At 52.7% G+C, this 12229-nt stretch carries 16 protein-coding genes; 13 read left to right on the top strand and 3 right to left on the bottom strand.

Annotated elements, in window-relative coordinates; genetic code table 11:
- Positions 1-375: 375 nt before the first annotated feature.
- Positions 376-1353: a tyrosine-type recombinase/integrase gene (locus EGN72_RS03090; RefSeq protein ID WP_370323147.1), complete on the bottom strand. Its 978-nt coding sequence runs from the start codon at positions 1351-1353 to the stop codon at positions 376-378.
- Entirely contained in the window at positions 1254-1532 is a 279-nt protein-coding gene (locus tag EGN72_RS19660) for a helix-turn-helix domain-containing protein (RefSeq protein WP_127045186.1), read from the bottom strand. The genes EGN72_RS03090 and EGN72_RS19660 overlap by 100 nt, the downstream gene beginning before the upstream one ends.
- A 158-nt stretch (positions 1533-1690) precedes the next feature.
- On the opposite strand from EGN72_RS19660, the gene EGN72_RS03080 reads away from it, so the two are divergent.
- A complete protein-coding gene (locus EGN72_RS03080) occupies positions 1691-2305 on the top strand; it encodes a hypothetical protein (RefSeq protein WP_127045185.1) in 615 nt (204 codons plus the stop codon).
- Positions 2306-2316: 11 nt separating this feature from the next.
- Here EGN72_RS03080 and EGN72_RS19120 read toward each other — a convergent pair whose 3' ends face one another.
- Positions 2317-2487 carry a hypothetical protein gene (locus tag EGN72_RS19120; RefSeq protein WP_158623121.1) on the bottom strand — a complete coding sequence of 57 codons (171 nt, stop codon included), beginning with the start codon at positions 2485-2487 and terminating at the stop codon, positions 2317-2319.
- 187 nt (positions 2488-2674) lie between these two features.
- Here EGN72_RS19120 and EGN72_RS03075 point away from each other — a divergent pair, with 187 nt between their 5' ends.
- The 12 genes from EGN72_RS03075 to EGN72_RS03020 all read left to right on the top strand — a co-directional run.
- Positions 2675-3325, top strand: a complete 651-nt coding sequence (locus tag EGN72_RS03075; RefSeq protein WP_127045184.1) for a tyrosine-type recombinase/integrase — start codon at positions 2675-2677, stop codon at positions 3323-3325.
- Complete coding sequence (locus tag EGN72_RS03070) at positions 3322-4215, top strand: hypothetical protein (protein ID WP_127045183.1); 894 nt, start codon at positions 3322-3324, stop codon at positions 4213-4215. Before EGN72_RS03075 ends, EGN72_RS03070 begins: the two co-directional genes overlap by 4 nt.
- A gap of 97 nt (positions 4216-4312) precedes the next feature.
- Positions 4313-5326: a hypothetical protein gene (locus EGN72_RS03065; protein ID WP_127045182.1), complete on the top strand. Its 1014-nt coding sequence runs from the start codon at positions 4313-4315 to the stop codon at positions 5324-5326.
- Positions 5327-5624: 298 nt separating this feature from the next.
- The gene (locus tag EGN72_RS03060) at positions 5625-6533 is read left to right on the top strand and encodes an orotidine 5'-phosphate decarboxylase / HUMPS family protein (protein WP_158623120.1); all 909 of its coding nucleotides are present in this window, start codon (positions 5625-5627) and stop codon (positions 6531-6533) included.
- 4 nt (positions 6534-6537) lie between these two features.
- Positions 6538-7029, top strand: coding sequence for a GNAT family N-acetyltransferase (locus EGN72_RS03055; protein WP_127045180.1), 492 nt, complete (start codon positions 6538-6540; stop codon positions 7027-7029).
- 71 nt (positions 7030-7100) lie between these two features.
- The gene (locus EGN72_RS03050) at positions 7101-7364 is read left to right on the top strand and encodes an addiction module antitoxin (protein ID WP_127045179.1); all 264 of its coding nucleotides are present in this window, start codon (positions 7101-7103) and stop codon (positions 7362-7364) included.
- Positions 7361-7678: a type II toxin-antitoxin system RelE/ParE family toxin gene (locus tag EGN72_RS03045; protein ID WP_127045178.1), complete on the top strand. Its 318-nt coding sequence runs from the start codon at positions 7361-7363 to the stop codon at positions 7676-7678. The genes EGN72_RS03050 and EGN72_RS03045 overlap by 4 nt, the downstream gene beginning before the upstream one ends.
- A gap of 211 nt (positions 7679-7889) precedes the next feature.
- Entirely contained in the window at positions 7890-8543 is a 654-nt protein-coding gene (locus EGN72_RS03040; RefSeq protein ID WP_127045177.1) for a tyrosine-type recombinase/integrase, read from the top strand.
- A complete protein-coding gene (locus EGN72_RS03035; RefSeq protein ID WP_127045176.1) occupies positions 8543-9349 on the top strand; it encodes a hypothetical protein in 807 nt (268 codons plus the stop codon). Before EGN72_RS03040 ends, EGN72_RS03035 begins: the two co-directional genes overlap by 1 nt.
- Positions 9350-9410: 61 nt before the next feature.
- Positions 9411-10901 (top strand): hypothetical protein, encoded by a 1491-nt coding sequence (locus EGN72_RS03030; protein WP_127045175.1) that lies wholly within the window; start codon positions 9411-9413, stop codon positions 10899-10901.
- An 89-nt stretch (positions 10902-10990) separates the two neighbouring features.
- The gene (locus EGN72_RS03025; RefSeq protein ID WP_127045174.1) at positions 10991-11626 is read left to right on the top strand and encodes a hypothetical protein; all 636 of its coding nucleotides are present in this window, start codon (positions 10991-10993) and stop codon (positions 11624-11626) included.
- Positions 11627-11843: 217 nt separating this feature from the next.
- The coding region (locus tag EGN72_RS03020) for an AAA family ATPase (protein WP_233587008.1) at positions 11844-12229 on the top strand (386 nt) is incomplete at its 3' end.

Genomic DNA, 12229 nt, shown 5'->3' with positions numbered 1-12229 from the left:
GTTTTCTCTGGCTTCACGCGGTGTCCTCGCAACATCGTAGCCAATTATGAAGAAAACCGGGTTGACGCGAGCGCCATGAACTTAAGAGCGCTGTCTTTCGGGTCTGTGGCTCTTTTGGGCGCATTCACCGACAAACAGGTCTCTCAAGGTCAAAATCAGTGCTCTTAAGTTCAGCGAACCCAAACAGACCGAAATACCGTGAACAAACCGGGAATATGGCTGAAATAAACAGTGCTCCTTTGACCAAAAATCAATAACTTAGCCTCCCGAACGCAAATTCGGGAGGCAGGGGCCGGAGGTTCGAATCCTCTCACTCCGACCAGTAAAATCAAGGACTTAGCCTTGAGAAAAACAGAATTCCTTGGTTCGGCGAACCTAGACGGCAACTCTGGGTCGCGTGAAATCCACAATTTCTGCAGCTTTCAAAAGGTGTTGCGGGCTGTAGCGCGCATAGACCCGGGCAGTGATGTCGGTGCTGGAATGGCCGAGATACTGGCTGATCTCGGCCATCGGGACACCGCCCTCTGCCATGTGGACGGCGCAGGTATGCCGCAGCACATGAGGCGTAACGCCTTGCAAACCAGCGCGAGTCGCCACGCTGGCAAAGCCCTTTTTGATGCTCTTGACCGGGCCGCCGGCCCACTCGATGACATGATCCGATAGCGCGGCTTGCTGGGCTTCTTGCAGAGCGTCCCGCAAGCCAGCGTTGATCGGAACTACCGCCCGGCCTTTCCTTGGTCCGGTGGCGTTCTTCCGCAAGTCGATTTGTCCACGATCCAGGTCCACCCGGTCCCAGGTAAGTTCCAGCACCGCCGTCACCCGCGCCGCCGTCGATAGCATCAATATGATGGCCAGCCGGATATGCGGTTCCATCTTCGTCGCCAGCAGCCGGTCGATTTCCGCATGGGTCAGGTAGCGGTCTTTCGGAGCCGGTGGCGTTGGACGTTCGATGGGCGGCGTATACTCGACCAAACGCTGTTTGACGGCCCAATTCAGCGCAATCCGCAGATGGCTGAGTTCAGTCCACACCGTTCCGGGTTGGCGACCTAAGGCTTCACGTTTGCGGTGATACTCGCGGCACAGTTCGGTCGAAATCTGATCCGGTCGGAATGCACCGAAATGCGCCAATACTGGCTTGCCGCTGTACTTCATTCTTTCGGTGATTTGCCGTCCAGCCTTCTGTTCGCGATAGGCGTGCCAGATATCGGTGACGGTAAGCGCACCGGCAATGCTGCGATGCCGGTTGAACAGATCTAGCGCTTCGGCCTCGGCTTCCTTTCGGGAGCATGCCTCAAGCTGATAGCGTCGACGTTTACCGCCTTCGTACCACGAGACGCAGAAACCGCCCCGCAATCGGCCAATGGTGAGATCAGGCATTGTTCATATTCCTCCACGGCTTGCGCCGGGATGCGGAACATGCGTCCCAGACGGAAGCCTTCCAGTTTTCCTTGTTTGATAAGATTGCGCACGGTTTCGGCAGAACACTGCCAACGTGCTGCAAGTGTGTCCGGCGTATAGGGTCGTTCCGGCATGTTTGACCTCTTCTGTGTTTGGGAGGAGCCCTCGGGCCCCTTTCAGTAACGTGTTGCCAAACTACCCGGATATGAGCTTCCAACCAGAGACGTGGCCTCCCACGCCTCACAGGCATGTGGTCAATTCTTCTAGCCTCGCCCAGATCGGAGGTCTGGCGATGACAAAAACGGATTTGGTGGTGTGCTACGCGGCGCTGGACGGGCATTTCCGGCGATTGGAGACGCAATCCCGCCAATGGTCCGACAAACAGGCCGAAATCGCCCGAGTGGAACGTGACGTGGAACGCATTCTCAAGAACGAAGAGGAAGCCCGTGACGCCTATGCACGTCGCTTGCAGGCTCGCACAGAGACCGAGGACCTGTTGGCACGAATGCAAAAGCACGAACCGGGGGTGAGCCTTTGGGGGTATCAAAGCCCAGCTCGCAAGCGTTTGTCGGACATGCGACGGGCAGTGACTGAGCACACACGCGCGATGCAAGTGGCACAGGAACGGCAGGTGCTGGCCGTGACCGCCGCCAAACGCGCACGCGGCCAACTGGCTGCCGCTCGGGCGCGGTTCAACCGCTGGCAAGAGGCGCAGATCGAAAAGATCGACCCCCGCGCCGTTGAACTGGAAATGACAGGCTTGCAGCAGCGTATGGGCTTTTTGCTGCGCCACCTTTCTGAGGCCGACATTGACGAAGCGGTCATGAGCAATCGCGTTTCCCGGCAAGAGGCGCAAACCGTCAGACAGGCATTGCGCTCGCGACAGTGGGAGGATCTGGAGCGTTAGGGGCTGGTGGGTCATTCGCTCCGCCCTTGACCCAGCCGTGCCCGATGCCAGTCCTCGAACAACGCGAGTGTTTCTTCGCTCATTCCCCGCTCTCGCCGTTCTTCGATCAGGTCGGCCAGTTGGGCTTCGGTCATGATGGTGACGGCCGAATGGGCGGAGAAACTATAGGCTTTTGCGAACATCTTGCGCTCACCATACCCTTGCTAATTTCAGAAGCGAGGGGCGCAAGCGACTGTTTCTTAACGTAATCTTCATGTACCATGTGGCTCGACCGGAGTATCAGCGGGCTCAAGGCCCCTTGGTGAGAAATCCCTTTTTGTCAAAATACCCTCGCTTTTGAAAAAAGCGGGACACCGGTCGCCACACTGAATGACGACGACGAATTCCGGCTCTCGGGCGCCCTGGAACAAGGGGCTGGTGGCGGGGCAGAAACGCGCCTTTGCGCTGGAGGAAATCGCCCAGATCGAGGCGATGCTGCTGGCGCAAGAGAACTGGCACGATCTGGCGCTGCTCAGCTTTGGGCTCGACACGATGTTCCGCGCCAGCGATCTGCTGACCACGCAAGTCTGGCAGGTGGCCTATCCGAACGGATCGATCCGCACCCTGATTGCGCGGCGGCAACGCAAGACGCGCCACATCGTCAATCCGGTGCTGACACCGCCCACGCGGGACTACCTGCAGCGCTGGCTGAGGGTGAGCGGAAAGGCTCCGCAGGATTTTGTGTTCACCCGGTCGAAGGAGGCGAAGGCCGAGCCGATCACCCGCGGCCACTATGCCGATCTGATCAAAGGCTGGGCGACCTGGCTCGGGCACGAACCGGGCGCTTTTTCCAGCCACTCCATCCGGCGCAGCAAACCGGCGCACATGTATTGGGCCGGCGAGGACATCGCCCTGATCTCGCGCCTGCTGGGGCACAAGTCGATTGCGGCCACCATCGAGTATTTGGGCATCACGCAGGCCAAGGCCGAAACGGCGGCATTGCGCCATCCGATGATGCGGGGCAATCCCAAAAGAAAATGACCCGCACAATGCCACAAGGCCGCAAGAAGCGCCGCGACTGGCTTGGCGTTCTGACTGGTCAAATTGCCCCTAAGTCAAAAGTTTTTTGTCAACAAAATTTGACGAAACCTATGATTTCATTAGATAATAGGGTTGTATTAACCCTTCTTTTCATGGCGGGATTTGGCAAACTGGCTGGCGTTCTCGCGGTAGGTGCCGCACTAGCAGGCACTCCAGAGGGGGCGAAAGCCGAAACGGACGTCGCCTTCACCCTTAGCAACGGCGAAAAGGTGGCCGTCAATGTTAATGGTGTTCCGAACGCTCAGATTTTGGTTGGCGATACGATTGAAAAAGCAGAATCCTGCATCGCCGGTGGCGAAGCGCGCGATATTTGCGTCGCACAAGCAATTGTTACCCTGACCCGCGCCCAACTAGATAGCGTGGTGCGCGAAACCCATCAACGTCTTCAGCCTCTGGAAGATGACATCGGCCTGACAGCAGCCGAATTGATCGCTGAACCCGTATTTTGCGATTACGCTCCAGACGATGCCAGCCAACAAACCTGTGCAGCGGGAACTGAGGCGGTGCAGTTAGCGGCGCTTGATGTGCAGATCGCCGAAGTCCGTGAACGGCGAATTGCCGCTGAAACCCGCGTTGCTAACAAAGAAGAGGTTCTTGAAAGCGAACAAGCCAGCGGTCAGCGTCTCGACGCAGAAGCCGCTGATTTGGATAAAACTATCTCGGATGTGACAACTGAGTTGGAATCAGAAACGGCTCGTGGTGAAACCGCCACGGCTCATGCTGATGCTGAAACAGCTCGTGGTGAAACAGAAGCTGAAAGAGCCGATGCTAATTCGGCTGTTTTGGCCGCGCTGCAACGCGTAGCAGCAGAAGACGCGGCCACAAACTAAGCCATACGTAGCCATGCAGCTCAGCGCTGTCTCAAAGCAACTGGTGAAAACTTGGTAGAAGTGCCTTTTTGTGATATAATCACAAGAACTTATCTAAATGTCCGAGCGTTTCTCCGCGTCCGATTTTCCCGAACTCAGCGCTGCTGAGAAAACACGGCTGCAAGCCGAAGTAGGCGCCGAAACTCAGAGTGCTTGTAGCGAGTTGGCCAGTGAGTGTGCCGACGATTTGAACCAAACGCCCGAAGGCCGGTTGCAGTTGGTATGCGCCGAAGAAAACCTGCCTCTTTCTGAAACTGATCCAGCCACTTTGCTGGAAAACCGCCATTTGCAGGTGGCGTTCAGTCGCCCGCTACCTATGCCGCCGCGTATTCGCGAGCGTTGCGTCGGAATTTTGTGCGAAGCTCTCGGGCAATCAAGCCAAGCCCCTGAAGCACCAGTCACCGAGGCCGTCGCCGTCAAACAAGCGACTTTAGAAACCGCGATGGAGGGTGAAACCGCCGTTGAAACCCGCGAGGCGGATATTGACGCGGCGATTGAAAGCGAACAATCCGCCAATGCAGTGCGCGCACATCGGAACGATGGTTTGAATAAAACATTGTCGGATGTGACAACTGAACGGGATGCCGCCACGGCTCATGCTGATGCTGAAACAGCTCGTGGTGAAACCGCCACGGCTCATGCTGATGCAGAAGCTGAAAGAGCCGATGCTAATTCGGCTGAAGTTCAGAATTTTATTCGAGAATTACCTCGGGGGAAACTTCATGAATACAGGCAGCGAGCAACGGAACAGCTGCCAACCAAAGCGCAACGAGACTTGGCCGAAACTCATTTTGCTAAGTATGAAGCCGAACTCGCCGCGCTCCAAACCGTCTTCACACCGCAAGAAGTGCAACAGGTTTTTGGCGGTAACCTGACCGAAACCGTGACGTTGAACCTCGCTTCCCAAAGCAAAGCCGACGTCTATCGCGACGTGTTTGCACGCATCGACGCCGGGATCGCCGACGAGGATCGTCGCCGTGAGGTTCGGGCGAAAGTGGCTGGGCAGCTGTCCAGAGAATGGAACACCTTCAAAGCGCTCTGTATGACTGGTCACGAGGAGGGTTTATCGTGAGTTACAATCAGGACACAGCCCACCATAGTGCCCTGTGTCCTGAGAAGTGAGTCCGCTCTTAGTTGAGGATCGACTCTATGATGATCATCCATAGTGCGTTTGTGACCAGCCCTATAACGATACCATTGAGAAAGGTGATTAGGTCATTGTTATAATTCATTCTTTTACCCCTTTTTGTGTGTGGCCTTTTGTTGCGTGTGTTTGTAATGTAGGCTGGCAAGGGACGGGTTTACGTTCTCAAAAGTTTAGGAAAGTTTGGGTTCTGCAGGTTCCATTTGGTGTAAACTTCGGACGTTTGGTGAGGAAGAAGCGTGGTATAGAGGGTCTGTCGCAGCAGGATTTAGCCGCGCTTGCATTCGGTAACGTTGGAGGAAAAGCGAAAATCTCTCAAATTGAGAATGGTCGCATTCATAGTCCTCATCAGAAAACGATAGATAGTTTGGTGATTGCTTTAGAGATAAGTGATGCAGAACTGTCGGAGTGCTATGCTCCGATTAAGCTAGACGAACACGAACCGATACAAGGTCCGTTCTTTCATCCGGTGGATCCGCAAATTTTTTGTGACAAAATTAGCGGGAGGCGTCTGCAGTTCGCTCTTGATGTAGCTAATCGTGTAGAGCTCAAGAAATTCGCCTTAATCGCTGCGAAAGAAAACGTGGACTTCTTAGAAATTGGAGATCCCGTTTTTCAAAAATATGGCATGGGAATAATACGTGATGTGAAGAATTACGCCCCAGGTATTCCAATCGTCGCCGAATTTGCATCTTCTGACTGGATTGAGCAACAAATTCAGCTTGCAGCAAATTCGGGAGCAGACATCGTTCAGGTAATTGGATTGTCAAATGAAAAAAGGATCTCTCGTGCCATTGACAGCGCAAGAAAACATAAGGTTGGCATATCGGTGGCAATTCTTTCACACGAAAACATAGCAAAGCTGATGGCTGAAAGTGAAGCTTATGGAGCTGATATGGTTGCCATTATTCGCAATTTAGATTCATCGAATATTTTTATCGACATTATGGAAATATTAAAATCGCTTCCAGCTGACTTTACTATACCATTGGCCATATCCGGAGGCTTTACAGCCACACAAGTTGCGCTAGCATTGGATCAAAGGTGGAATGTTGTGATTGTGGGCTCATCCATTTTAAATTCCCCAACCCCAGCAGACACGATTCGAAGAATAAAACGAATTCTCAGGACTTAAAAAAATGACCGAAAAAGTGAAAATTCGCAGCTTGTTGCAAGATGACATTCAGGAAGTTAGAGACTTGATCTCCGAGGCTGGCCCGTTTGTGTCTGCTCGAACTTTGTCGGACTATTGGCTTTATAGTCGTTTTTTTTCGGAGACCTGTTTGGTTGCCGAGATATCTGGAGAGATCGCGGGTGTAGTTGTTGCCGTATTGAATCAAGTGACCAACAGTGGTGATTGCTATATTCAAGATGTTGCCGTTTCTTCAAAGTTCAGAGGGACTGGGGTAGGCAAGGTTCTGATGGAGCATCTCGAGCTTGCTGTAAGAGAACATGGATACAATAAAATGTGGCTCACCTCGGAGGCGGCGAATAGTAATGCGATAGCGCTTTGGCGGAGACTAGGTTTTGTAAATTCACCTGCGGACTACCAAGAAAATGATCTTTGGGTTACGCGTGACTTAAAGGGTAAAGGAAAAGATCGCGTAGTCTTTGAAAAGTCACTCAAATAGATACGTTTGACCGTTGAAAACCTTGCTTTGACTGGATATTCCTGTATAATCTGGACGAGGAGCAACTTTTTATGTCCAAACCTATGAACTTGTCTGTTCGGCTGACGACCCCCTTGACTGAGTTTGTCACCACGCGCGTGGGCGCGGAGGGAGACTACGACAACGCCAGCGAGTATGTGCGAGACCTGATCCGCCGGGACCGGGAGCGAGAAGAACAGCGCGCCTTCACCAAGCTAAAAGCGACCTTGCAAGATGCCTTCGCACAGCCAGATGAGGCTTATGTCGAAACGAGTCTGGCGGACGTTAAGGCGCGATACAAAAAACGAACCGCATGAAGTCCTACTTTATTGAGGCTTCGGCAAACGCTGCCATCGACGATTTGTACGCTTACACGACAGAAAAATGGGGGGACGAACAGGCAGATAAATATCTGTCGGGTCTATTTGCTCGCTTCGAGGCCATTGTTTCGAAAGAGGTTTTGTGGCGACCTGTGCCGACCGAATTTGAAATCAAGGCTTGGGTTACCCGTTACGAACACCACTACATTTACTGGAAACAACTTGATGATGGGCGCATCGGGATAATGGCAATCTTGCACGAACGAATGCACCAAACAGCGCGTTTAGCCGATTTGACCGACGATGAGTAATTCCGTTTACCTCAAGCCCAGCTTGGTGTCATAATTTGACCTTTGCTTTCGCCAAAAGCGAAACCCTTAGCAGGCTGTTTTTGCGTCGTTTCTTCTGGTAACATGGTCGAGCCTCCGGTTCCGGAGCCAATGCTAAGCGGTTGCCCTCCGGGTGTATCGGCTCAGAATACCTTCGCTTTTGGCGAAAGCGAAACTCTAACCCCTTCATCTCATGCGGTCGATCCGCTCACAAAAAAAGCAGGCCTGGAATCGCGGTCATATCGTTGGCCAGAAGAGGGCTTTCAGCGCGGAAGAACTGGCCCAGATCGAAGCCAAACTAGTGGTTGCAACCAACTGGCACGATCTGGCGCTGCTGTCATTCGCCTTGGACACGATGCTAAGGGCCAGCGATCTACTCGCCACACAGGTCTGGCAGGTGCGCAACTCTACTGGACCAGTTCGGACCATGATCGCTCGTCGGCAGCGCAAAACCCAAACAATCGTCCAGCCGGTGCTCACCCCTGCCACCCGCTACTATCTAGAGCGCTGGATCTCGGTCAGCGGCAAACAACCAGCGCATTACCTGTTCACCCGCAGCAAGCCGACCGATGCCCCACCGATCTCGCGCCCACACTACGCGGAGATAATCAAAAACTGGGCGAGAGAACTGGGACACGACCCATCAGAATTTTCCAGTCACTCGATCCGACGCAGCAAACCCGCACACATGTATTGGGCGGGCGAAGATATCGCTCTGATTTCCCGATTGCTGGGCCACAAGTCGATCGGCAACACCGTCGAGTATTTGGGTATCACCCAAGCCAAGGCGGAAGTAGCCGCCTTACGGCATTCGTTGATGCGCGGCTTTGGCGAAAAGCCACTTTGATGTTAACCCACTTTTTACCGCTCTATCGCAATAAATCAGCGGAACGTGGAGGCATCAGACTGGTCAAAAACGCCTTACGTCAAGTTTTTTTCTGTCAAGAAAGTTTGACAAAAAGCACCAATTGGATAGAAAATAGAGTTAACTATAACGTTATCTCAAAAATGGGTTTTGGAAAACTTGGTACCGGCTTTGGAGGGGCGCTTGCAATCGGCGCTGCTGTGGCTGCCATGCCAGATCGAGCTGACGCAGGTGAATTCGCTGATTACTGCGCTCCAATTGCTAATGGTGAAGTGTTAGAAACCGAGCTTACACCGCAAAACATGGCCTACATTTTTGACGATCAAGGTCGGGTCCATAGAGGGCGAGCTGACGAACTTACCCAATATTTCGGTGACGGAATTTCTGAAGAATGTGGAGCTGGTGACGTTGGAGCGTATGTAACACAGATTGGAGAGCGTGTGTTGCTCGAAATCTATCCTCCTGGGCAATACCCTCTCGGCATTGACCCCACCACTTTTCAGGAAATTCAGGCCAATTATTCAGCCTGTATTGCCGAAGAACTTGCCGTTGTTGATAAAAACGGAAACGGGCGCGTCGACCCGTCAGAGAATGTTAATTTATACCGCACAGGAGAGATGTTTTGCAACGAAGAGCTTCAAGGCTCTATGCGTCATGCTGGGGAAATGGCCGCCAGCCAAACACGTATAGCCGCGCTTAACGCACAACAAGCAGCCGCAGAAGCGAGAATTTCCGCGATCACTACCAGTATCATCAATGGCGCTCGTGCCGAAGTCGGGCTCAACTAATAGGCAGGTTTGCCGAAGACCGTTTTTTGTGGTAAAATGTGGAGAATATTAACTATTTCCCATGCCTTTAGGTGGTGCCGATAATCCATTTGGCGGCTTGGAGCTTCGAGCGCAATCGGCTCCCAGAGCCGCTGAAGCTACTCCCCCACTAGAGAGTGTCGTAGCGGCTGCCGACGCTTCACGCACGGCTCGACAACAAGCTGAAGCCGCCCATGTAGCGGCTGAAGAACCCGAAAAAACTCGGGCAGATATTTTACTCGCCGTTCAGACTGACTGGAATTACTGTGGCCTTGAGCCGTGCGATGAAAACGCCGAACTGGCTACCGACATTTTGGCCGAGCACCAAACACGGATTCAAACGGTGGAACCCAACTACGTATTGGGGGAAAGTGAAACTCAATCTGAACTGGCAGAAATTGTTGTACGTGGGGTTCAACGGCGAGAGCGGCGAGCGCAGCGCCAAGCTGAAGAAACGCAAACCGAGGCTTCTCAAGCAAGGTTAGAACAAGCTGAAGCCGCCGAAACGGCTGCCGTTAAAGCCACGGAAGTTTCTTACCAAGAGGCCGTTAACGAATTGACCGGACTACCAAATACCGAGAAGATTCAGCGCTTAATTGCTGATGAACGGGTGCCCGCATCGGAAAAAGCCCGCCTGCAGTCCTTCAGCCAAATCATCGCTATTGCTGATCAGGTTCCGCAAGACGCGCCCTTGGTTCGTCAACGCATCAATCAGCTCGACATGAGCCAAGGCGTGCCCGACCCAGTGCGATTTGCACGGGCGTTCATTTTCGATAGTCCCAATAGCCAACTCCCTTCTGGGGTGACACAGGCCACGCAGGAAGCCATTGCCGCTAGCTTGGGTATTGAACGCCGCCCACTAGAAGTTACCACCGGCTCGGAAATGACCGAGGTGTTTGAACAAGGCGTCGGTACTCGTATGGTGCGTGACCCAGAAACGGGCGAACTGCGTGAAGAACCTATTTTTTTACAACCCGGTGAATTCGAAGAGATACGTGCGGGGCAAGCGATCGGGCTCACAGATCAAGGCGATCGAGCGATGCGTTTTGATGAAGAAGTCGGCAGCTTTACCGTCATCCTGCCTGATAATGCCACAGCCGAAGATATGGCCATGTATGGGCTAGCAGGACAGATGATGAGCCAGTTGCACGACGTAAATATGGCTGAAATGATGTACCCGGGTCGAAACATGTTAGAACGAGGCGGCGGCGTGCTTGATGTGCGTATGCCGGATGATTTCAATCGCACACAGCGTTTGTGCCAGATTTTCTTTGGGGGTCTCGCAGGCCATGACGGTGAACTTCTCGATCAAAGTGATCTCGATCGCATTCCCTACTTAATGCAGTTTCAGAACTCTAAGGGGGATGCCGTTATCGGTGATGTGAACCCTGACCAGATGCGCGCCGACTATCGACGCCAAGGCATTATAGACGACAGCGGGGATTTTAACTGGGATGTATTTGCAACAATGGTCGAGGCTAATCGACTTGGTTTGTGGACTGGGGAAGAAAACTTCAGCCGCAGTGCCGCTTAGCAAACGATCAGGAGCGGCCAAAACTTGCCTACCGATTTGTCGGTTGACGTGATCTCCGCCATAATTGAGACGAACTACTCCCCTCTTTCATGCAAACCGCTGCCTTCGGTGCCTATCCTGGTCCCTCCGGGGAGATTTTTGTCAACGTGCGCAAGGGTGATCAAGGGGTTCAGCTCTCTCGGCTTCTGCCTGCTTCGGCTCAAAAGGAAGGATTTGATGCCTTCCCCTTAGCTGCCTATTTTGACTATGTTCAGTTGTGGCTCACTACCCCCATGCAATGGCAAGAATTTGCCCGCCGCACGGACACCCAAGGGGCTACAAACACCCGCCCCATTCAGACTTGTGCACCAGGCTTCGACTTGAGTGCCTACGATCTTATCGACGCGAATAATTATGTGAATTACGAGGCGTTGCAGAATCTTGTCAGCGTGATAGCCCAACTCTATGACCACAAACCCCTAATCTCGCCTCAAGCTGGTTTGTTTTTCAACCTGTTCAAAACCGGTCTCGAACCCTCTGAAATTTTTGACCACATCACGTCCAAAGCCGCGCAAGGTACGCCCGATAGCCAAAACGTGGTTCAGCTCGACCAGGTTAGATCAAGCTCTGATTTTCAAAAGTCCACGCGAGCAAGCCTGGCACAAGCCTCTACGCGATTAGCCGCTAAACAACTGAAAGCCCAGCGAAAACAAGGACGATTGAACCGAAAACGAGGGCGAAAGTAACACGAATTTCACGCGTCAAAATCGCCAAAAAACCGCTCTGCGAGCGACTTAAAAGGCTATGGCTGGGCACCTGTCCAACGGATGGAACACCTTCGAGACCCAGTTCAGGACTGGGATAGAGGTCGATTTACCGTAGGATCGAAAATATTTCATTTGCCATGCATGCTCTTGGTTTGGTTTGATGTACCTAAGCGCCTGGCGTACTTGCAAAAATGATGTGTCTTATCTAAAATCAGGGTGTACCATGCCTTCAAAAATACTGAAACTTTCGATATCCAAATTCCGTGGAATCGAAGACTTGGTTTGGCAACCCGCAGCGGGCATGAATTTGATCCTCGGAGGGGGAGATACAGGAAAAACTACCGTTCTGGATGCGATCAACTTGCTGTTTTCGCCTGCCACATCGATGACCGTGTCTGAGACGGACTATTGGATGCGTGACCTAAGCCAAGGTTTTAGTATAGATTGCATCCTACAACTCGGTAGTGAAATCGATATTAATACCCAATCAAGCATGGCCTTCCCATGGCATTGGAATGGTACAGACGCGGTGTTGCCGGAAGCTGATGGAGAAGCCGCTGATAACGTTGAAGTTTATAGGTT

Source organism: Pseudorhodobacter sp. E13 (assembly GCF_003991405.1).
Lineage (GTDB): Bacteria > Pseudomonadota > Alphaproteobacteria > Rhodobacterales > Rhodobacteraceae > Pseudorhodobacter.
Note: the sequence above shows the minus strand (reverse complement) of the source record. Positions and strands in the feature narration are given on the sequence as shown.

Excerpts from the sequence above, each read along its gene's own strand:
- EGN72_RS19660 (WP_127045186.1), bottom strand. The coding sequence starts at position 1,532 with ATGCCGGAACGACCCTATACGCCGGACACACTTGCAGCACGTTGGCAG.
- EGN72_RS03080 (WP_127045185.1), top strand. The coding sequence starts at position 1,691 with ATGACAAAAACGGATTTGGTGGTGTGCTACGCGGCGCTGGACGGGCAT.
- EGN72_RS19120 (WP_158623121.1), bottom strand. The coding sequence starts at position 2,487 with ATGTTCGCAAAAGCCTATAGTTTCTCCGCCCATTCGGCCGTCACCATC.
- EGN72_RS03075 (WP_127045184.1), top strand. The coding sequence starts at position 2,675 with ATGACGACGACGAATTCCGGCTCTCGGGCGCCCTGGAACAAGGGGCTG.
- EGN72_RS03070 (WP_127045183.1), top strand. The coding sequence starts at position 3,322 with ATGACCCGCACAATGCCACAAGGCCGCAAGAAGCGCCGCGACTGGCTT.
- EGN72_RS03065 (WP_127045182.1), top strand. The coding sequence starts at position 4,313 with ATGTCCGAGCGTTTCTCCGCGTCCGATTTTCCCGAACTCAGCGCTGCT.
- EGN72_RS03055 (WP_127045180.1), top strand. The coding sequence starts at position 6,538 with ATGACCGAAAAAGTGAAAATTCGCAGCTTGTTGCAAGATGACATTCAG.
- EGN72_RS03050 (WP_127045179.1), top strand. The coding sequence starts at position 7,101 with ATGTCCAAACCTATGAACTTGTCTGTTCGGCTGACGACCCCCTTGACT.
- EGN72_RS03045 (WP_127045178.1), top strand. The coding sequence starts at position 7,361 with ATGAAGTCCTACTTTATTGAGGCTTCGGCAAACGCTGCCATCGACGAT.
- EGN72_RS03040 (WP_127045177.1), top strand. The coding sequence starts at position 7,890 with ATGCGGTCGATCCGCTCACAAAAAAAGCAGGCCTGGAATCGCGGTCAT.
- EGN72_RS03035 (WP_127045176.1), top strand. The coding sequence starts at position 8,543 with ATGTTAACCCACTTTTTACCGCTCTATCGCAATAAATCAGCGGAACGT.
- EGN72_RS03030 (WP_127045175.1), top strand. The coding sequence starts at position 9,411 with ATGCCTTTAGGTGGTGCCGATAATCCATTTGGCGGCTTGGAGCTTCGA.
- EGN72_RS03025 (WP_127045174.1), top strand. The coding sequence starts at position 10,991 with ATGCAAACCGCTGCCTTCGGTGCCTATCCTGGTCCCTCCGGGGAGATT.